Source organism: Kitasatospora sp. NPDC048239, assembly GCF_043202015.1.
Classification (GTDB): domain Bacteria; phylum Actinomycetota; class Actinomycetes; order Streptomycetales; family Streptomycetaceae; genus Kitasatospora.
Window position 1 is genome coordinate 49,583 of the sequence record NZ_JBICZP010000021.1, and the last position, 20,111, is coordinate 69,693.

General features: G+C 74.1%; 15 protein-coding genes and 1 pseudogene. 5 read left to right on the forward strand and 11 right to left on the reverse strand.

Annotated elements, in window-relative coordinates; translation table 11 throughout:
- Nucleotides 1-135: 135 nt before the first annotated feature.
- From ACGFZP_RS35755 to ACGFZP_RS35775, 5 genes and pseudogenes are all read right to left on the reverse strand, one after another.
- Nucleotides 136-927 carry a DUF1684 domain-containing protein gene (locus tag ACGFZP_RS35755; protein ID WP_392940911.1) on the reverse strand — a complete coding sequence of 264 codons (792 nt, stop codon included), beginning with the start codon at nt 925-927 and terminating at the stop codon, nt 136-138.
- A 278-nt stretch (nt 928-1,205) separates the two neighbouring features.
- A complete protein-coding gene (locus ACGFZP_RS35760) occupies nt 1,206-2,069 on the reverse strand; it encodes an acyl-CoA thioesterase (protein WP_392940912.1) in 864 nt (287 codons plus the stop codon).
- Nucleotides 2,070-2,373: 304 nt separating this feature from the next.
- Nucleotides 2,374-3,069 (reverse strand): annotated as a pseudogene (locus tag ACGFZP_RS35765) (alpha-ketoglutarate-dependent dioxygenase AlkB family protein); the annotation flags it as partial.
- Between the two features lie 105 nt (nt 3,070-3,174).
- Complete coding sequence (locus ACGFZP_RS35770) at nt 3,175-3,543, reverse strand: transglycosylase family protein (RefSeq protein ID WP_392940914.1); 369 nt, start codon at nt 3,541-3,543, stop codon at nt 3,175-3,177.
- A 301-nt stretch (nt 3,544-3,844) separates the two neighbouring features.
- Nucleotides 3,845-4,741 (reverse strand): transglycosylase family protein, encoded by an 897-nt coding sequence (locus ACGFZP_RS35775; protein WP_392940916.1) that lies wholly within the window; start codon nt 4,739-4,741, stop codon nt 3,845-3,847.
- A 733-nt stretch (nt 4,742-5,474) separates the two neighbouring features.
- Between ACGFZP_RS35775 and ACGFZP_RS35780 the strand changes: the two genes are divergently transcribed.
- A complete protein-coding gene (locus ACGFZP_RS35780; RefSeq protein ID WP_392940918.1) occupies nt 5,475-6,323 on the forward strand; it encodes a hypothetical protein in 849 nt (282 codons plus the stop codon).
- A 354-nt stretch (nt 6,324-6,677) separates the two neighbouring features.
- A complete protein-coding gene (locus ACGFZP_RS35785; RefSeq protein WP_392940919.1) occupies nt 6,678-7,319 on the forward strand; it encodes a hypothetical protein in 642 nt (213 codons plus the stop codon).
- A gap of 266 nt (nt 7,320-7,585) precedes the next feature.
- On the opposite strand, the gene der is transcribed toward ACGFZP_RS35785, so the two are convergent.
- From der to ACGFZP_RS35800, 3 genes are all read right to left on the reverse strand, one after another.
- Entirely contained in the window at nt 7,586-9,040 is a 1,455-nt protein-coding gene (gene der / locus ACGFZP_RS35790; protein WP_392940921.1) for a ribosome biogenesis GTPase Der, read from the reverse strand.
- Nucleotides 9,041-9,144: 104 nt separating this feature from the next.
- Nucleotides 9,145-9,858: a (d)CMP kinase gene (gene cmk / locus ACGFZP_RS35795; protein ID WP_392940923.1), complete on the reverse strand. Its 714-nt coding sequence runs from the start codon at nt 9,856-9,858 to the stop codon at nt 9,145-9,147.
- Between the two features lie 346 nt (nt 9,859-10,204).
- Nucleotides 10,205-11,290 (reverse strand): prephenate dehydrogenase, encoded by a 1,086-nt coding sequence (locus tag ACGFZP_RS35800; RefSeq protein ID WP_392940925.1) that lies wholly within the window; start codon nt 11,288-11,290, stop codon nt 10,205-10,207.
- A gap of 418 nt (nt 11,291-11,708) precedes the next feature.
- Here ACGFZP_RS35800 and ACGFZP_RS35805 point away from each other — a divergent pair, with 418 nt between their 5' ends.
- The 3 genes from ACGFZP_RS35805 to ACGFZP_RS35815 all read left to right on the forward strand — a co-directional run bounded on the left by ACGFZP_RS35805 (nt 11,709) and on the right by ACGFZP_RS35815 (nt 16,003).
- A complete protein-coding gene (locus tag ACGFZP_RS35805; RefSeq protein ID WP_392940927.1) occupies nt 11,709-13,985 on the forward strand; it encodes a DUF4139 domain-containing protein in 2,277 nt (758 codons plus the stop codon).
- Nucleotides 13,986-13,988: 3 nt separating this feature from the next.
- Entirely contained in the window at nt 13,989-15,578 is a 1,590-nt protein-coding gene (locus tag ACGFZP_RS35810) for a DUF4139 domain-containing protein (RefSeq protein ID WP_392940928.1), read from the forward strand.
- Between the two features lie 62 nt (nt 15,579-15,640).
- Nucleotides 15,641-16,003, forward strand: coding sequence for a DUF952 domain-containing protein (locus ACGFZP_RS35815; RefSeq protein WP_392940930.1), 363 nt, complete (start codon nt 15,641-15,643; stop codon nt 16,001-16,003).
- A gap of 93 nt (nt 16,004-16,096) precedes the next feature.
- On the opposite strand, the gene ACGFZP_RS35820 is transcribed toward ACGFZP_RS35815, so the two are convergent.
- The 3 genes from ACGFZP_RS35820 to scpB form a co-directional block, all read right to left on the reverse strand.
- Entirely contained in the window at nt 16,097-17,080 is a 984-nt protein-coding gene (locus ACGFZP_RS35820) for a helix-turn-helix domain-containing protein (RefSeq protein ID WP_392940932.1), read from the reverse strand.
- 445 nt (nt 17,081-17,525) lie between these two features.
- A complete protein-coding gene (locus ACGFZP_RS35825; RefSeq protein ID WP_392940934.1) occupies nt 17,526-19,097 on the reverse strand; it encodes a pseudouridine synthase in 1,572 nt (523 codons plus the stop codon).
- A 64-nt stretch (nt 19,098-19,161) separates the two neighbouring features.
- Nucleotides 19,162-19,812 carry an SMC-Scp complex subunit ScpB gene (scpB, locus tag ACGFZP_RS35830; RefSeq protein ID WP_392940969.1) on the reverse strand — a complete coding sequence of 217 codons (651 nt, stop codon included), beginning with the start codon at nt 19,810-19,812 and terminating at the stop codon, nt 19,162-19,164.
- Nucleotides 19,813-20,111 lie beyond the last annotated feature (299 nt).

The window sequence follows — 20,111 nt, forward strand, 5'->3', positions numbered from 1 at the left end:
CGCCGCCCACCGGGGTCCGGCCGGCGGCGCCAGCGCGGCTGGCACCAGAGCGGGCGGCGCCAGAGCGGGCCGCGCCACGGCGAGCATGCAGGCAGGCCAAGCTGGCCAGCCGGGCCAGGCGCGCGAACAGGACGCCTACCGGGTCAGGACCTGCTTCTCCCCCGCCTCGACCGCGAAGTCCAGCCGGTTGCCGGGCGGCGGGAAGGGGCAGATGAAGTGGTCGGCGAACGCGCAGGGCGGCAGGTACGCGCGGTTGAGGTCGAGCACCGTGTGACCGTCCGCGTCGGGCACCGGGAGGGTGATGAAGCGGAAGCGGTAGGTGTCCCTGCCGCTGGTCGCGTCCGCGATGACGCCGCTGAGGCCGGCGGCCGAGCCGCTGACCGTCAAGGTCCGGTGCTCCCCGGCGACGGTGAAGGCGATCTGGCCGGCGACGATCAGCGGGCGCTCCTTGCCGTCGGCGTTGGGGACGACGACGGCCTGGTCGACGCCGCCCTCGAAGGGCGTGAAGACGGCCGGAACCGCCCACTCCGGCGAGTAGGGATACGCGGAGATACCGGCGAAGGACTCCCGGCGGGGCGCGGCCGGGTCGAAGACCCGCAGGGCCAGCTCGCCCTCCCGCTCGATCGGGACGAGCCGAAGCTCGCCCAGGGAGGCGGTGTCGGCGGCCGGGTCGGTGTCCGGCCGGAGCAGCACCTCACCGTCGACCGGGGCCGTCGCACCCGCCACGGTGATGCCCTCGGCAGCGGCCGCCCGGAGCCGGACGCCCTCCGCGTCGGCCCACCAGAGACCGGGCAGGCCTGGTACCCCGGCGGGCTCGGGCTCCAGCCAGTGTGTGCCGACGAGCGCCAGCTGGCCGTGCAGCGTGCTCACCGCCGCCGCCCTGCTGTCGCTCCAGTGCTTCCATTCCTCCGCGGCTGTCGCCGTCATCGAAAGGCCCTCCCACTCCGGTCTCTGACCTCTTCGGTCATCCGTTGTCTGTGCCTGTGCCTGTGTCCGTGTCCATATCCATGTCCGCTACCAACTCAACACCGGCTCCGGGGGCGGATCATTCCCGGGACGGCACCGGCCGGGGAAGCTGCCATGCTCCCGCAACAACCCGGCCGCGTGCCCCGACCCGGCCGCCTACCCGGTCACCAAAACGGTCACCGATCAGGTCGCCAAAACGGTCACCGAACCGGTCACCGAACCGGTCACCGACCCCGCCGCTACGAGCTCTGGAGCGGACGGAACAGGCCCTCCTGGACCACCGACACCACCAGCTGCCCGCTGCGGTCGAAGATCTCCCCTCGGGCCAGGCCGCGCGCACCGTGGGCGATCGGCGCCTCCTGCTGGTACAGCAGCCAGTCGTCGGTACGGAACGGCCGGTGGAACCACATCGCGTGGTCGAGCGAGGCCATGTCGAAGTGCCGATCGCCCCAGAGCGGCTCGACGGGGGCACGGACGGCGTCCAGTAGCGTCATGTCGCTCGCGTAGGTGAGGGCGCAGACGTGGATCAGCGGGTCGTCGGGCAGGGCGCCGTTGGTGCGCAGCCAGACGCCGCTGCGCGCCTCGACCCCGGCCAGCTCCTCCTTGGTCCAGCGCAGCCGGTCGACGTAGCGGATGTCGAAGGGCTGCCTGCGGCTGATGAACGGGGGCAGCTCGCCGAGCCGGGAGCCCACCTCGTCCAGCGCGCTGGGCAGGTCCTCGGGGTCGGACACCTCGGGCATCGCCAGCTGGTGCTCGATGCCGCCCTGCTCGGGGAGGTGGAAGTCCGCGGTGAGGGCGAAGATCGACCGGCCGCCCTGGATGGCGAGCACCCGGCGGGTGGTGAAGGAGCGGCCGTCGCGGATCCGGTCGACCTGGTAGACGATCGGCACGCCGGGCACACCGGGGCGCAGGAAGTAGGCGTGCAGCGAGTGGACCGGACGGTCGCCGTCCACCGTGCGCCCCGCCGCGACCAGCGCCTGGCCGGCCACCTGGCCGCCGAACGTCCGCTGCAGCGCCTCCTCGGGGCTGCGCCCGCGGAAGATGTTCAGTTCGATCTGCTCAAGGTCCAGCAGTTCGACGAGTTCGTCGACGGGGGTACCCATGCGTGCGCTTCCTCTCCGGGCGGCCCGGCCCGACCGGAGGTCCTCCGCCCGGCTGCCGACGCCCGTTCTATCGGATTGTTCAGCCCACTCGAATTCTCCAGCGAGCCCGGGAATTCCCGCACACCAGGGCGACCGCTGTCGATTCACTCGAACGGGGACGCCTCAGGCCTCCCCGGCTGCTCGAACCGCCCCCGCCCGCACCCGGACCAGGCCCACCGCCACCCGGACCGAACCCGCCACCCTGACCGCCCGGACCGAACCCGTCACCCTGACCACCCGGACCGAACCCGCCGCCACCCACACCGAGCCCGGACTGGCGGACGGTGATGTTGAGCCGCCCGGTCAGGCCGAGCGCCGGGTCCGCGGTGCCGGGCAGCGTCCGGACCACGCCGTGGTACGCGAACCGGGCCGGACCGCCGAACACCAGCAGGTCGCCGCTGCGCAGCTCCAGGTCGGTCCACGGCCGGGTACGGGTCTCGGTGTTGCCGAGCCGGAAGACGCAGGTGTCGCCGATCGACAGCGAGACCACCGGGGCGTCCGTCCGCTCGTCGCGGTCCTGGTGCAGGCCCATCTTCGCGCCGTGCGGGTAGTGGTTGACGATCGCGATGTCCGGTTCGTACCGGTCCGCGCCCGCGATGTCGGCGCACGCGTCGCCGTACGCATCGGCGACGGCCCGGCGGGCGAGGCGGCCGAGCTCGGCGGGGAACGGCTTCACGGGGGTGCCGTCGGCGGCGGTCCGCCGGTAGCCGTACGGGTACCAGTGCAGGCCCAGGCTCACCATCTGTACGGACATCACACCGCCGGTCGGCATCCGGACGGTGTGCATCCCGGCCGGCGGGCGTGCCCACTCCCGGCAGTCGGCGACCAGGCGCAGCTGCGCCTCCGCGTCCAGCCAGCCGGGGACGAGCACCGCGCCGGGTGCGGGCTCGGACCGGGCGCGCGGGAAGAGTTCGCCGGTGAGGTTGCCGGGAGGTCCGCCGAAGAGTTCACCCTGAGCCACACCACCATCCTCGCGCAGCGGGGCCGCCCGGGCTCTCCCCGGGTACAGCGGGCTCGGGCCGGCCGGGATGCACACCGTCCGGATGCCGACCGCCCGGCGGGCCGATCACCTGGCCGACACCCGCTCGACCGACCGTCGATCGTCGATCATCCCGATCTCCCGCGCGCACACCGGCCAGGCCTCCCAGCCCTGCATCCGGAGGATCTCCTCGGCGACGGCGGTCTGCTGGCGCCGGCTCGCACGGTCGGGCCGGTTCGCGAAGCGCAGTCCGCCCGCCTCCTCCCAGGTGGGAGGCCAGATCTGCAGGCCGCCGAAGTAGCCGTTCCCGGTGTCGGCCCGCCAGTCGCCGCCGCTCTCGCACTCGGCGAGCTCGTCCCAGATCATGTCCGCGACGGTGGAGGAGGCACTGGCCCGCGCGCCACCCGGCAGCCCCGCGGCAAGCACCTGGACCGACAGCAGCACAGCCGACACCACCAGCAACACCGGCACCACCCCCGGCACCGGCCACCTCGACCGCGGCACCCCCGCCGCCCCCGGCGCCGCACCCAGGCCCGCGTCCAGGTGCGCGCCCAAAACCGCGCGCAAGCGCATCAAGAACGATTCCCGGCTGATCCTACGAACGCTGTGAAGGCACAGCAGCCGACCCTAGGTGCCGGACACCCACAACCGACCCGACACGCCGGACACGCCGACGGCCGCTCCCCCGCACAGCGGAGAAGCGGCCGATCGGACCGGAGGTGCAACGCGCTCGGCGCGAGGACAACCCCTACCAGGATCAGACGGTGAGGGTCTGGCCCGGGAGGATCAGGTCGGGGTTGGCACCGATGACCTTGGCGTTGTCGTTGTACAGGTCGTGCCAGTCGAGGCCCTTGGCGGCGGCGATCGAGCTCAGGGTGTCGCCGGACTTGACGGTGTAGTTGCCACCGGCGGCCTGCTGGGCGTCGTTCGAGGTCGGCTTCGCCGGCTGGGCGGCCTTGGCGGACTTCGCGGCGTTGTCGGACTTCCACGACTTGGCGGCGTCGGCCGACTTCGGCGCGGCAGCGGCGGCCTTGGGGGCCTCGGCGGCCTTCGGCGCGGCGGTGGCGGCCGGAGCGGCGGGCTTCGGCGCGGCGGTGACAGCCGGCTTCGGCGCGGCGGTGACAGCCGGCTTCGGCGCGGCGGTGACAGCCGGCTTCGGCGCGGCGGTGACAGCCGGCTTCGGCGCGGCGGTGGCGGCCGGCTTCGGCGCAGCGGTGGCGGTCGAGCCCGCGGAGGTGTCGACCGCGGCCGGGGCGCCGCCCTTGGTCAGACCGGCCTTGACGGAGCAGACGGGCCAGGCGCCGGGGCCCTGCGAGGCGAGGACCTTCTCGGCGACGGAGATCTGCTGCGCCTTGGTCGCCAGGTTGGCCTGCGCGGCGTAGGCGGTGCCACCGAAGGCGGCCCAGGTGCTGGAGGTGAACTGCAGACCGCCGTAGAACCCGTTGCCGGTGTTGATGGCCCAGTTGCCACCGCTCTCGCACTGGGCGACGGCGTCCCAGGTGGAGACGGACGCGGCGGAGGCCGAGGTGGCCGTGACGAGGCCGGCCACCGGCAGGGCCGCGACAGCGGCGCCCGCCACAACAGCCATCCGAACGCGGTTGCGCTTGGTGACGGTGGAGGTGGTGGCAGCGGCGGTCTCGTTACGGAAGGTCATGAGGTTCCTCTCGACAGCCCCGGGCGGGCATGCGGAACCAGACCCTCGAAGGGCCGATTTCGCTCGCCGCGTCCGCTGGGCGGCCGTGCACGTGTCCGACGTGCCGCGCCGCCCCGGCCACCCGCCACACACCGGCGACCTGTTCGAGCAGTCGCATCGGCGGGCACGGCCTGCGCCGGGGTGAGCCGGCGGGCTGTGCATCGGAGGTGAACCCGGGTGGTGCTCGTTGCACCGCCAATGAAGCTACGAGTCGGCCGCCAGGGATCCAAACAAGCGGCGGTCTCCCCAGCTCAGCCAGGCGTTACCGCCGGTAATGACCATGCAAACGTGCCCGAATTGTCCGATTTAACCGTCATTTCCTAGATCAAACATCGGCCACCCGTGACCCACCTCACGGTTTCATTCCGCCAGGCCTTCCACCGACATCGACACATTGTGACTACCGAAACACGCACTGCGGTCGGATCCGGGGCAATTCCCGTCACCCTCGACGGCCACCCGTGACCCCTGACACAGGGGCCCGTTGGTAAAGGCGGCCGGATGCGGACCCGGATCCCATCGGCCGCCGACCTGGCCCCGGGCCGGGCCGCACCCCCGCCCCGCCCGCCACCGTTCGTCCCCGCCCGACCTGCAGACCGCCCCACCGAAGACCCGCCCCACGCACCGCCCAGCCCCACCCCCGACGCCCAAAACCACCAACACCGACACCCACACCCACACTCAAGGAGTCTCAGTGCCGCGCATGCTCGATGTCAGCGACGAGGTCCGATCCGAGATCGGCGACGACGAGGCCGACCGCCTGTTGGGCGGCGCCCACGCACCCGACGGCTACGAGTGCACCTCCTGCCGCACCCCCGGCGACTCGTTCCAGGAGCCCACCAGCACCGTCCTGTTCGTCGGCGAGGAGACGGCGGTGCTCGCCTTCGCCCATGCCCGCTGCATCCCGTCCCAGGTGGTGCCGGTCTCCGAGGAGCAGCTGCTCGGCGCGGTGCGCAGCATCAGCCAGGCCCAGGGCGACGCACCCGCCGAGGCGCCCGCCGCGGCGGCGGTCCCGGCGCAGTCCGCCCAGGCCCAGCCCAGCGCGTCCGGCGCGCAGCCGAGCGCGCCCGGCCAGGCCGCCATCCTCGGCATCACCTGCGGACTCGTGCTGCATGCCGACACCGGTCACGCCGCTCTGGTGGTCGAGCCCACCGGACCGGTCGGCCGGCCGGGCAACACCTCCGGCACGGACGAGTTCCTCGACCTGCTGCAGGACGCCGGCTTCCAGCCCGTCGCCGACCTCAACAAGACGCCGGACCAACTGCCGGGCTGGTCCGTACTGGTGGCCATGGGCAAGCTGCACGCGATCCTCCAGCCCGCGGCCGCCGGCGGCAGCACCGGCTGGTGGCAGGCGCACCAGCCGCTCCAGGTCACCGACGCCTGGCGGATCGCCGCGGGCCAGCTCTCGGAGGTGACCATGTACGCGGTGCCGGCCGGGATGGTCGGCCGCCAGCCGCGCGAGGACCTGCTCCGCCAGGCACTGGAGCGGGCGGTGGCCAAGGGACAGGTGGTGGCCGCCTCCCTCCCGCTCGCCGGCACCTGAGCGCCCGGGCTGCAGGACGCACCCGGCCCGGTCGGCGGTCCCCCTGCCGACCGGCACCGCCCCACGGTCCGACGCCGAACGCCGGCGCCCCACGGTCCGACGCCGACGCCCCACGGTCGCCGACGTCGATGCCCCGAAAGCGCCCTCGGACCGCTCCGAGTCCGCCCTCGGACGGCTCCCGAGCCGCCCCGGCGCCCTCCCGGAGCCGCCCCCGGACCGGCATAGGCCACCTTCCGACCGGGCCGGTGCACCCCGCATCCCCCAGCGCTCTCGCTCGTTGGCCCCTACGTGTACAGCTACGACGTCTCCGCATCCCACCGTCGCTCCACCACCGGCACCCGTGCGATCCCGGGCATGCGCCCGTCGTTCGACGCGGAGCACCCGCACTCGACGACGCCGATCTACGACGAGCTGTACTCCGAGTACCGGCGGCTGTTCCGGGCCCTGCCGGGCGACCGGTCGGGCGAGGAGAACATGAAGTTCACCGGGTTCGCGGTCCGCGACGGCTACCCGGTGCTGGCCGACCCGCGCCCGTACCCGCAGCAGCAGGCGTTCCAGAGCTACGGCGGCCAGGCTCTCGGGCTCCCGCAGTTCATGCCGAACCAGCAGACCGGTCCGGGTGTGACAGGACCGGCCGGGCACACCAGCGACGGCACCGGCCACGCCCACACGACCGGCCAGACCGCCCCGGCCGGGCACGCGGGCCACGGGGGCCAGGCCGGTCACGTGGGCCAATCCGCCCAACCCGCCCAGTCGGGCCAGTCGGGCCAGTCGGGCCAGTCGGGCCAGTCGGGCCAGCATCCGCAGTCCGGCCACGGCGGCCAGCCCGCCCCCGCCGCCCAGTTCGCCAACGGTCAGGGCTGGGTGGCCGCCGGCTACCTGGGCCCGGTCCCGCACCCGATGCCCACGCCACACCCCGGTCCCGGCACCACCACCGGCGGACGGCACCGCAACCTGCTCTCCCTCCCCCCGGGCCGCAGCACCGAGCAGCACTGACCAGCACCTCAGCCCCGACCCGCCCCGACCCGCCCCGACCCGCCTCGACCAGCCCCGACCAGCCCCGACCAGCACAGGGCACAGGGGACAGGGCACAGGCACCACAGAGCACCCCAGGACGCACGACACACACCGCGCACCCAACGGCCGAGGGCCCCACCGCCGAAGCGGTGGGGCCCTCGCCCAACAGCCCTACAACCGACCAGGCCGCCAGGCGGCCAGGTCTCCCAGACCCGGCCCCCGGCCCCTACTCGGCCCTACGCCTGCTACTTGCGCTTGCGCTTCTCACGCACCCGCACCGAGATCGAGATCGGCGTCCCGACGAAGCCGAACTCCTCGCGCAGCCGGCGCTCGACGAACCGCCGGTAGCCCGCCTCCAGGAAGCCCGAGGCGAACAGCACGAACCGCGGCGGCCGCGCACCCGCCTGGGTACCGAACAGGATGCGCGGCTGCTTGCCACCACGGATCGGGTGCGGGTGGGCCGCTACCAGCCCGCCGAGGAAGGCGTTCAGCCGCGCGGTCGAGATCCGGGTCTCCCAGCCCTCCAGCGCCGTCTCGATCGCCGGGACGAGCCGCTCCATGTGCCGGCCGGTCTTCGCCGAGACGTTGACCCGGGGGGCCCACTGCACCTGGACGAGGTCGCGCTCGATCTCCCGCTCCAGGTAGTAGCGGCGCTCCTCGTCCAGCTGGTCCCACTTGTTGTAGGCGATCACGACGGCGCGCCCGGCCTCGACTGCCATCGAGATGATCCGGGTGTCCTGCTCGGCCAGGGTCTCGCTGGCGTCGACCAGGACGACCGCGACCTCGGCCTTCTCCAGCGCGGCGGAGGTGCGCAGCGAGGCGTAGAAGTCGGCGCCCGCGGTGAGGTGGACGCGGCGGCGGATACCGGCGGTGTCCACGAACTTCCAGGTCTTGCCGCCGAGTTCGATCATCTCGTCGACCGGGTCACGGGTGGTGCCGGCCATCTCGTTGACGACCACCCGCTCCTCGCCGGCGACCTTGTTGAGCAGGCTGGACTTGCCGACGTTCGGCCGGCCGATCAGTGCGACCCGGCGCGGGCCGCCGGGGGCGAGGTCGCCGAAGTTCTGCGGCGGGGCCTCGGGCAGCGCCTCCATCACGGCGTCGAGCAGGTCGCCGGAGCCGCGGCCGTGCAGGGCGGAGACGGGGTAGGGCTCGCCCAGGCCGAGCGACCAGAGGTAGGCGGCCTCGGCCTCGGTCGACTGGCCGTCGACCTTGTTGGCGCAGAGCACGGTCGGCTTGCCGGCCCGGCGGATGATCTTGATCAGGGCCTCGTCGGTGTCGGTGGCACCCACGGTGGCATCGACGACGAACAGCACCGCGTCGGCGGTCTCGATGCCCAGCTCGGCCTGCGCCGCCACCATGGCGTCGATGCCGAGGACGTCGATCTCCCAGCCGCCGGTGTCGACGACCTTGAAGCGGCGGCCGTTCCAGCTGGCCTCGTAGCTGACGCGGTCGCGGGTGACGCCCGGCTTGTCCTCGACGACCGCCTCACGGCGGCCGATGATGCGGTTCACCAGGGTCGACTTGCCGACGTTCGGCCGGCCGACGACGGCCAGCACCGGCATCGGGACGTGCTCGGCGCCGTCGAGGCCGTCGACGCCGTCGAACTCGTACCCCTCCTCGGCGGCGAGCGCCATGAACTCGGCGTAGTCGGCGCTGTCCAGCTCACCGTTTCCGGTGGCGGCGTGCTCTGCGGTCATGTTCCGTTTTCCGTTTCCCGGCGCGGCCCTTCCCAGGGGCACGCCGTGCGTACCTGCCCGGTTCCGGGCAGCGCGGGTTACTGCATGAAATGCGGGTGGAGGGCTCAGACCGCCGAAAGGCCGGCCCGCTCCTCCACCAGCGAGGTGATCGTGTCGATCACCTGGTCGAGAGTCAGCTCGCTGGTGTCCACCAGGACGGCGTCGGCCGCCTGGGCCAGCGGGGCGGTCTCCCGGGAGGAGTCGGCGGCGTCCCTGCGGGCCAGGTCGGCGGCCATCGCGGTGATGGTGGCCTCGTCCACGCCCTTGGCCCTCAGCTCGGCGGCGCGGCGCTCGGCGCGGGCGGCCTCCGAGGCGGTCAGGAAGACCTTGACGGTGGCGTTCGGGAACACCACGCTGCCCATGTCCCGGCCCTCGGCGACGATGCCGCGCTCGGCGACCCCGGCGCAGCCGCGCTGGAGCTCCACCAGCCGCGTGCGCACCGCCGGCACCGCGGCGACGGCGCTGACCTGCCCGGTCACCTCAGGGCCCCGGATCGGGCCCGAGACGTCCTGGCCGTCGACGGTGATGGTCGGACCGTCGGCGTCCGTACCGGAGACGATCACCGGCTTTCCGCAGGCGACGGCCACGGCCTCGGCGTCCTCGATGTCCACGTCGTTGGCCAGCATCCACCAGGTCATCGCCCGGTACATGGCGCCGGTGTCCAGGAAGCTCAGCCCCAGCCGGGCGGCGACCGCCCGCGAGACGGTCGACTTGCCCGAGCCGGAGGGTCCGTCGATGGCGACGACGACCGGGGCGTTCGCTCGGTCGGCAGTGTCCACGGCAGAACCTCTCTCTGAATCCTGAAACCTGAAGCGTGAAATCTGAACGTGGGGCGGTGAAACCCGGTGATGGAACCCGGGTGGAGCCCGGACGGGGGCCCGGCGGTAAACCCGAAACCGAGGGATGCCCCCCTCAAGGTTAATGGACCGGTGCGGAACCCCGCCCCGCCCGGCCCCGCACCCGTACGCCCAGCCTGTACCGGCACGCCCCGCCGGCCCTGCCCAGCCCCCGGCCCTACCCATCCCCCGCCCCGGCCCGTCCGCACCCAGCCCCCTCAGCCCCCGGACCCGGGACACCGGCCCCGGGCCCCGGCAGGACCCCCGCCGACCGGCCAGACGCCCTGGATCAGTCCCGGACGCTCCACCCGGTCGCCCGCAGCGCCACCGTCAACGGCTTGACCGCGGCGGGGGCGACCGACAGCTGGACGAAACCGACCTGCTGCCCGCTGGAGTGCTCGATGAGGACGTCCTCGATGTTGACCCCGGCCGCGCCGACCTCACCGAAGAGGCGGCCCAGCTCGCCGGGCTGGTCGCCGAGGACGACGGCGACGGTCTCGTACCGGGTGGGCGGCGCGCCGTGCTTGCCGGGGATGCGGGCCTGGCCGGTGTTGCCGCGGCGCATCACGGCCTCGATGCCGACCGCGCCCGCCCGCCGCTCGCCGTCCTCGGCGGCCTGCAGGGCCCGCAGCGCGGTGACGGTGTCGACGAGGTCGACGGCGACCTCGTCCAGGATGTCGGCGACGGCGCCGGCGTTCGCGGAGAGGATGTCGACCCACATGCCGGGGTTGGAGGCCGCGATCCGGGTGACGTCCCGGACGCCCTGGCCGGAGAGCCTTATGGCCGTCTCGTCGGCGTGCTCCAGTCGGGCGGCGACCAGCGAGGACAGCAGCTGCGGGGCGTGCGAGACGAGGGCGACGGCGCGGTCGTGCGCGGCGGCGTCCATCACGATCGGCATCGCGCCGCAGAGCGCGACCAGTTCCAGGGCCGCGTTGAGCGTCTCGGTGTCGGTGTCGGCCGTGGGGGTGAGCACCCAGGGGCGGCCCTCGAACAGGTCGGCCCGGGCGGCCAGCGGGCCGGAGCGCTCGCGGCCGGCCATCGGGTGGCTGCCGATGTAGTGGACGGTGTCGCAGCCGAGCGCCACCACCTCGGCGCGCGGCCCGGCCTTGACGCTGGCCACGTCGGTGTACCAGCGGGCCAGACCGCGCCGCTGGCAGTCGGCGAGGACGGTGCCCACCAGCGCCGGCGGTACCGCGATGATCGCCAGGTCCACCGGGCCGTCCGCGGGGTCGATGACACCGGCGCCGAGCGAGGCGGCGGTGCGGGCCGAGTCCGGGTCGGCGTCCTCCAGATGGACGGTCAGCCCGCGGCCGGTGAGGGCCAGCGCGGCGGAGGTGCCGATGAGTCCGGTACCGACGACGGCGGCAGTGCGCATGGCGGGGTGGCTCTCCTCACGGGGCTTACCTGGACGTGCTCGACCCATCCTCTCGCATCCCCGCCGTCCCCGCGGCCACACCCCGCCACCTCCCGCCCCCGCACGCACCCCTGACACCGCGACGGCCCCGCACGCACCCCGCCCGCGCACGCTCCCGCACCCGCCTGCCCGCCCCGCACTCACCCTGCCCCCGGCCGCCCCCGCCGGACCGCAACCGCCTCCGCCCCCAACCCGTCCCACACCACGCGGGCCACCACACGGGCCGCACCCGCCACACGCGGGCGGCCCGGATGCGGCAACACGCGGAAATCCGACGACGCCCGCGCCGGCTGGGGGCAGACTGGCCGCCCGAGCAGGGCGCGGCGCTAACGAAGGGGTTGGCTGGGTGGACGACCATCGCATGGCAGACGACCAGCGCATGGCAGCAGACGACCGGCGCGGCACGGCGGACGGCCGGCCACCGGGCGGGTCGGAGGTACCGGCCCACACCTCGGTGCTCGACTCCGTCGTGGTCTACGCGGCCGGCGCGGTGTGCCGCCGCCGGGCCCGGGTCCCCGTACCCCCGGACGGACGGCTCCGGCTGACCGGTCTGCCCCAGGTGCTCGACGGGCGCTCGCTGCGCGCCCGGGTGCTCGACGGGCCGCCCGGCACCACCGTCACCGAGGCCCGTCTGGACCCCGTCGCCGAGCTCCGCACCGAGGACGAACTCCCCGAGCTCCAGCGACTGTTGGACGAGGCCAGGGAGCGCGGGAGCGCCATCCGCGAGCGCCACCGCCTGGTCCTCTCGGCCATCGCCGAGACGGCCGGGCTGCGCGCCGTGCCGCCGCCGCGCCGCGACGACGAACCGCACCGCCGCACGCCCGCCGACGCCTGGCTGGAGCTGGCCGAGTTCGTCGACGAGCGGCTGTCCGGACTGCACCGGCGCGCCGATGGCCTCGCCCAGGAGCTCCGGCTCGCCGATCACGCGATCGAGGTGCTCACCGCCCGGCTGGAGCGCGCCTCCACCGCGGGGCCCACCCGGCCCGTGGAGACCTCCGCGACCGTCCTCCTCACCCTGAGCCTCGCCCACACCCCCGCGCCCGCGCCCGCGCCCGCCCACGGCACCGAACCCGGCGAGCCCGTCCAGACCACCGAACCCGCCGAAGCCCCCGAACTCGACCTCGAACTCGAATACGGCGTCCCGGCCGCCCGCTGGGTACCCGCATACCGCCTGTCCTACCGCCAGGGCGAGGACTCCGGCCGCCTGGTCCTGCGCGCCTCGCTGGCGCAGCAGACCGGCGAGGACTGGACCGGCGTACGCCTCGCGCTGTCCACCGCCGACCTCGACCGGCGCACCGACCTGCCCCGGCTGCGCTCCCTGCGGATCGGCCGCAGCCAGCCCGCCCCGCCGCCCTCGGGGTGGCGCGAGCCCCCGTCCGGCCTGGCCGACCTCTTCGCCGGCTACCAGGCGGCGGGCCCGGCCCCCGTGCCCGCCGGACGTGCGGCCGCCGGACCGGTGGCCTCGCCGCGCGTGGGCGCCGCATCCATGGGCGCCCTGCCCGTCGCGGCCGCCGCCCCGGCCCCCGCCGCGCAACCCGAGCTGTTCCGCCGCCCCGGTGGCAGCCTGGCAGCCGACGAGTTCCCCCTGCCGCCCCCCGCCTTCGGCGGCTACGGCGCCCCGCCGCCGCCCGGGATGCCCCAGCCTGGTGGCCCGGCCCCTCGCCCGTCCGGCCCCGGCCGAGCCCGTCGGCGCGGCGCCGAGGCCGCCCCCGAGTTCTCCGGGCCCCCGCCCGCTCCCGTGACGGCCCCGGCCCCGGCGGCCCCCGGCGGAGCCGGGCCGTTCTCCGGCTACGGACCCGCCGCCGGGTTCGCCCCCGACGCCGTGCCCGGCTACGACGCCCCGCCCGCCCCCGACGCCGCCCTCCTCGACTACCCGTCCCTCGTCCTGGCCGGCCCCGAGGAGCCCGCCGCCCGCCGGGGCACCCTGCAGCCGCCCGCGCCGAGGCCCTGGGTGGCCGCCGGCTCGGCGGTGGCGGCCCTCCCACTGCCCCGCCACGCCGTCCTGCCCCGCATCTCGGCGGGCTCCTTCGACCACCGCTTCGACGCCGCCGCCCCCGCCGACATCCCGTCCGACGGCGCCTGGCACACCGTCACGATCGGTGAGATCCCGGTGGCCGTCCGCTCCGAGTACGTCACCGTCCCCTCCGTCGAGGAGAAGGTCTACGGCACGCTGGTGCTCGCCAACCGGACCGCCCAGGCCGTACTGGCCGGCCCGGTCGAGGTGACCGTCGACGACGAGTTCCTGCTCACCGCGGCCCTCCCCACCCTCGCCCCCGGCGGCGAGCGCCGGCTCGGCGTCGGCGTGACCGAGAGCGTCGAGGTGGCGCGCCGCACCGAGCTGCGCGAGTCCACCGCGGGCATGCTGAACAGCAGCACCGTCCTCGACCACCGGGTCCACGTCGAACTGGCGAACCGGCTCGGCCACCCGGTCACCGTGGAGGTCCGCGAACGCGTCCCGGTCACGTCGGACGCCGAGGTCCGGATCGAGGAGCGGGCCGACTGGCGGGCACCGGCCGAGTCCTCGCCGGACTGCCCGCCGAGCACCCGGCTCTGGCGGGTCGAACTGCCGCCCGGCGGCCGGGTCGAACTCGACGGCGGCTACGAGATCCGCATCCCGGCCGGCAAGGCCATCGTCGGCGGAAACCGGAGGAACTGAACGATGACCGGCACCACCACCCCCCTCCCCGGCGACTCCGGCCCCGCTCCCCAGGGCACCATCCCCCTCCCGGTCACCGCGGTCACCTGCCTGGAGGACCGCAGCCAGGTCGAGCGCACCGCCACCGCCGAGCTCGCCGCCGGCGTGCAGCGGCTGCGGTTCGGCCCGGTCACCGCGCTCGCCGTCGACCGCACCCTGCGCGCCGAGGCCGACCGGGCGGGTGTGCGCGTCCTGGACGCCCGGATCGTCCGCGCCTGGACCCCGCGCGCCCCGCTGCCGCCCGGCCCGGCCGACTCCGAGCTCCGCCACCGGGTCCACCGGCTCGATGAGCAGGCCCGCCGCGAGGAGCAGTCCGGCGACCGCCTGGCGGCCCGGCTGGCACTGCTGGCCCAGCTCTCCGCCGACCTGCTCCGCGAGATCGGCGAGGGCGCCGGCGCGGGCGAGGTCGAACGGGCTCGCTGGACCCGTGAGCTGGACCGGGTGGACGCCGAGCGCGAGCGGTACGTCGAGGAGCTGCGCGCCGTCCGCTCCCGGCTGCGCCGGCTGGAGCAGGAGCGCTCCGACGCCCACCGGACCCTGGACGAGGCCGAGGAGGAGCCCGCCGAACTCGTCGCGCACCTGGACCTCACCGTCGAGGCGGCCACCGCCGGGCCCACCCTCCTCACCATCAGCCACCTGGTGCCCTGCGCGGTGTGGCGGCCGTCCTACCGGGCGACCCTCACCGCAGGCGGCCTGCATCTGGAGTCGGAGGCGGTGGTCTGGCAGCGGACCGGGGAGGACTGGCACGGCGTCCGGCTCACCCTCTCCACCGCCCGGTCGGCCCTGGCCACCGCCCCGCCCGCGCTCACCGAGGACGTGCTGATGCTGCGCGAGCGCAGCGCCGAGGAGCGCCGCACCGTCGAGGTCGAGCTGCGCGAGGAGGCGATCAGCACGGTGGGCCCGTCCGAGGCGGTACCGGGCGTGGACGACGGCGGGGAGGTCCGGGTGCTGCGCGCGCCCGCACCGGCCACCGTGCCCTCGGACGGCCGGGCGCACCGGGTGCCGCTCGGCGGCTTCAGCGCCCCCGCGAGCAGCGAGTTCGCGTGCGCGCCGGAGCTGTCGCCGCTGGTCACCCAGGTGGTCCGGTTCCGCAACGCGGCCGGGCACGCGCTGCTGGCCGGCCCGGTCGAACTGGTCCGCGGCAGCGGCTTCACCGGCCGGGGCGAGATGCCGTTCACCGCGGCCGGCGCCGACGCCGAGCTGGCGTTCGGCAGCTCGGACGGCTACCGGGTGGTCCGCGAGACCGAGGAGCGGCAGGCCACCACCGGACTCAGCCAGCGCTCGGTGACCACCCGGACGGTCCGGCTGCACGTCTCCCGCTTCTCCGGACCGGAGGAGCGCGACGAGCAGCTGGTCTCGGTGCGCGAGCGGGTCCCGGTCTCCGAGGTGTCGGCCGTGGAGGTACGGCTGCGCAAGGAGGAGTGCTCCCCCGCCCCGGACGCCTTCGACACCGAGGGGATCGTCCGCTGGGACCTGCCGCTCGGCCCGGGCGCCCGCCGGACGGTGACGCTGGTGTACGAGATCTCCGCCACCTCCAAGGTCGCGGGCCTGTGACACCCCGCCCGCGTGCGCTCGGCCGAACCCCGTCGTGACAACCGTTCAGGTACAACAGGAGCATGATCCTGCACCTCGCCCCCCTGGACGACTGGCTCGCCGACCCCGGTCGGCCGTACGCCACCGCCTCGCTGCTCACCGACGGGTTCATCCACTGCTCGGCGGACGAGCAGACGGCACTCGCGGTGGCCAACGCCTTCTTCGCCGACACCCCCGGTCCGCTGATGGTGCTGCTGATCGAGGAGGCGCTGGTGGAACCGATGGTGAAGTGGGAGGCCCCGAACGGCGCACCGCCGCCCGGGGCCACCCCCGGCGCGCTGTTCCCGCACATCTACGGGCGGCTGAACCGGACCGCCGTGGTCGGCCTGGAGAAGGTCGAACGCGGCCCGGACGGCCGCTGGGCGAGCCTCAGCCCCTGGAGCTGATCCCCGCAGCCCCGCGACCTCGGGCCGCTCGGCCAAGGCCACGGGGACGGGCACGGGCACGGGGACGGGGACGGCGAGGGACCTCGCGGAGGCCTACAGCCAGCCGCGCTCCCGGGCCGCCATGCCCGCCTGGAACCGGGTGGTGGCGCCGAGCTCGCGCATCAGGCTCTGGAGCCGGCGCTGGGTGGTCCGGGCGCTCCAGCCGAGCGAGCGAGCGATCGACTCGTCGGTGAGGCCGGCCGCCAGCAGGCCGAGCAGCTTGCGGTGGTCGGCCTCCGGCTCCAGCACGCCGTCCTCGGCCCCGATCGCGGACTGGAGCTGCACGGCGCGCTCCCACTCCGCCTCGAACAGCGTGTCCAGGGCCTGGAGCAGCGCGGACGGGTGGATCACGTACGCGGCGTCCAGGACGCTGTCGCCGACGCTGATCGGGATGATCGCCATCCGGTCGTCCGACATGACCATCTTCATCGGCAGCACCGGCCGGACCCGGGCCTCCTCGCCGTCCTCGACCCCGACCAGGATGTTCTTCTCCAGCCGACCCGGCCAGGCCACCGCCTCCCGGTCGTAGATGGTCCGGAACCGCAGCCCCTCCTTCATCCGCTTGCGCTGCAACGGGATGCCGGCCACCGGATCCTGGATGTACGGGGGGCAGTCGAAGCCCCGGACCTGGTACTGGCTGGTCTCGGTGATGTGCTCCAGCCGTTGGGCGATCGCCTCGCCGCCGGTCAGCACCTCGACCGAGTGCGCCGGGTCGGTGTAGCGGGAGGCCTCCCGGAAGGCGTCCATCAGGCGGTGCATCTCGGCCCGGGCGTGCCGCAGTTCGGACTCCCGGTGGCCGATCAGGGTGCCTATCGCGACATCCGGTGCGACCGGCAGGAAGCGGTGGCGGTCCACCGGCGCCCTGGTCGCCATGCCCTGCTGCGCCAACCGGTCCAGCGCCCGCAGACTCTGCTGGAGCGTCAGCCCGCAGAGCCCGGCGAGGTCCTCCGCCGTGGACTGCGGATTGGCCACCAGCAACGCGTAAACCTGACCGTCCGGGTCGGCCAGCCCCAGTGCGCTGAGTGGTACATCGGACACGGCGCCGCTCCCCCGTTTGTCTCTCCCCGCGCCGCACCGAAGACGGCGTGGCGCAGTCCCGCCACTCGACGGGTCGTGGTCAGGTGGCAATCCTCGGCCACAGATCGTCGCGCTGACAAGGCGATGACCAGGCGATGCGTCCCGGCTCACAGCAACACCCGCCGAATGGCGTGAGGGCCTCCCCGCCACTCGACGGGGAGGCCCTCACGGAAACCAAAATATGTAGACCGGTCTACAGAGGACCGTTTTTATGTAGACCGATCCACAGACTGCTCTTTATGACGACCGGTCTACATAGCGGCATTTTCTGTAGACCGGTCTACAGAGAAGCGCCGCCCCTATGTAGACCGGTCTACAGAGTCGTTCTATGCAGACCGGTCTACAGAGCGCTCACCAGACAGGGCCCATCCGGGCGGCCCCACGGAGCGCCCCCACGGACCGCGACCTACAGGCCGACCTCGTTCATCAGCTGCCCGACCTCCGGGTTGGTCAGGCGACGCAGCCAACCCGACTTCTGGTCGCCCAGCGCGATCGGACCGAAGTGCGTACGCACCAGCTTCTCGACCGGGAAGCCGGCCTCGGACAGCATCCGGCGGACGATGTGCTTGCGGCCCTCGTGCAGCGTGACCTCGACGAGGTAGTTCTTGCCGACGTTCGAGACCACCTTGAAGCTGTCGGCCCGCGCGAAGCCGTCCTCCAGCTCGATGCCCTTGGCCAGCTGCTTGCCCAGGTCCCGCGGGATCGGGCCCTGGATGGCGGCCAGGTACGTCTTGGTCACGCCGTACCGCGGGTGGGTGAGGCGGTGGGCCAGTTCACCGTGGTTGGTGAGCAGGATGATGCCCTCGGTCTCGGTGTCCAGGCGGCCGACGTGGAACAGCCGGGTCTCCCGGTTGGTCACGTAGTCGCCGAGGCACTGGCGGCCGTCCGGGTCCTCCATGGTGGAGACCACGCCGGCCGGCTTGTTCAGCGCGAAGAACAGGTACGACTGGGTGGCGACGGTCAGGCCGTCCACCTTGATCTCGTCGTTCTGCGGGTCGACCCGCTTGCCCTGCTCGGTGACCAGCTTGCCGTTGACCTGCACACGGCCCTGCTCGATCAGCTCCTCGCACGCCCGGCGGCTGCCGATGCCGGCCCGCGCCAGCACCTTCTGCAGGCGCTCGCCCTCGGGCTCCTCGAAGGTCTTGGGGAGCTTCACGGCCGGCTTGTCGTGGCGCGCCAGCACGGCGTCCTCGATCTTCGCCTGCAGCTCGCGCGAACGCTGCGGCTGGCGGCGCGGGTCGCCCGGGGCGCCCTGGCCGTCGCGGCGCGGACGCGGAGCGGGGCCGGGACGGCGCCCGCTGAAGCCGCCGCGCGCGGGGGTGGCGTTGGGGCCGCCGCCGTACTCGGGGCGGTCGTAACGCCGCTCCTCGGGGCGCAGCGGGCGGTCGGGGTACCTGTTGTCGTCGCGACGGTCGTCCCGACGGCTGTCGCGCCGGTCGTCCCGCCCGTACGAGCCGGACCCGCCGCTACGCGAGGACGAGCCGCCGTACGAACCGCCGCGCGACGAGGAGCCGGAGCCCCCGCCGTACGAACCGCCACGCGACGAGGAACCGCCACCGTACGAACCGCCGCGCGAGCCGGAGCCGCCGCCGTAGGAGCCGCCGCCCGAGGACGAGCCGCCACGCGACGAGGAGCCGGAGCCCCCGCCGTACGAACCACCACGCGAGGACGAGCCGCCGGACGACCCGCCACGCGACGAGCCCGAGCCGCCGCCGTACGAGCCGCCGCCCGAGGACGAGCCGCCACGCGACGAGGAGCCGGAGCCCCCGCCGTACGAACCGCCACGCGACGAGGAACCGCCGCCGTACGAGCCGCCGCCGGAGGACGAGCCCCCGCGCGAGGAGCCGGAGCCCCCGCCGTACGAACCACCACGCGAGCCGGAGCCACCCCCGTAGGAGCCGCCGCCGCTCCGGCCCCCGCCGTGTCCGCCCCGGCCGCTTCCGCCGCCGCTGTTCCTGTCGTTGCCACTGCTACGCATCAAAGTGTCCGTACGTCGTTTTCCGTCTGGGCTGTGCGGTCGTTTCGGCCGACCTCACCGCCCCCTACCGATCAGGCGCAGCCCGACCGGCCTCGCCACTGCCGTCCGCGGCCTGCACGGCAGCGGCGGCGACCGCCTCCGCGATCATCGTGCCCTCCAGGGACTCCGCTTCCACGTCGTCGACCTCGGGCAGGAAGGGAGCAAGCTCCGGCAGCTCATCCAGGCCGCGGAGCCCCATCCGTTCCAGGAAGTAGTTCGTCGTCCGATACAGGATCGCACCTGTTTCGGGCTCGGATCCGGCCTCTTCCACCAGTCCTCGCTGTACCAGGGTACGCATCACACCGTCGCAGTTCACACCACGGACGGCTGAGACCCGCGATCTGGACACCGGCTGCCGGTATGCGACGACCGCCAATGTCTCCAGTGCGGCCTGCGTCAACCGGGCCTGCCGGCCGTCCAGGACGAAGCGGTCGACGGCCGGAGCGCACTCGGCCCGGGTGTAGAACCGCCACCCGCCGGCGACCAGCCGCAGGTCGAAGCCTCGCCGCTGGGCGGTGTACTCGGCGGACAGCTCCCGCAGCGCCGCCGCCACCTCCGCCCGGGGCCGTTCCAGGACGGATGCCAGATGGTCCTCGCCGGCCGGTTCGTCGACGACCAGCAGGATCGCCTCCAACCCGGCCTTCAACCCGAAACCGGCCGGTTCCCCGTCCTCCAAGCCCGCCGCGGCCCCGGCTCCAGGCCCCGCAACCGCCGCCGTCTCGCCGGACTCCCCGACACCGGAAGTCGGCGGACCCGACTTCTGGTGCACCACCTGCACCCCCTGCGCGACCTGCACCCCCTGCGCCACCGGCTCCCGCACGGCCGCAGCCTCCGCGGCGCCCCCCGGCACCGCAGCCGCCACCGCCCCCGAGTCCAGCTCCAGCTCCAGCTCCACCCCGGACAACACCCCGGGCAACACGTCAGGCAGCAGCTCCGGCTCCAGCCACTCCTCCGCCCGTGGCTGTCCCGGCAGGC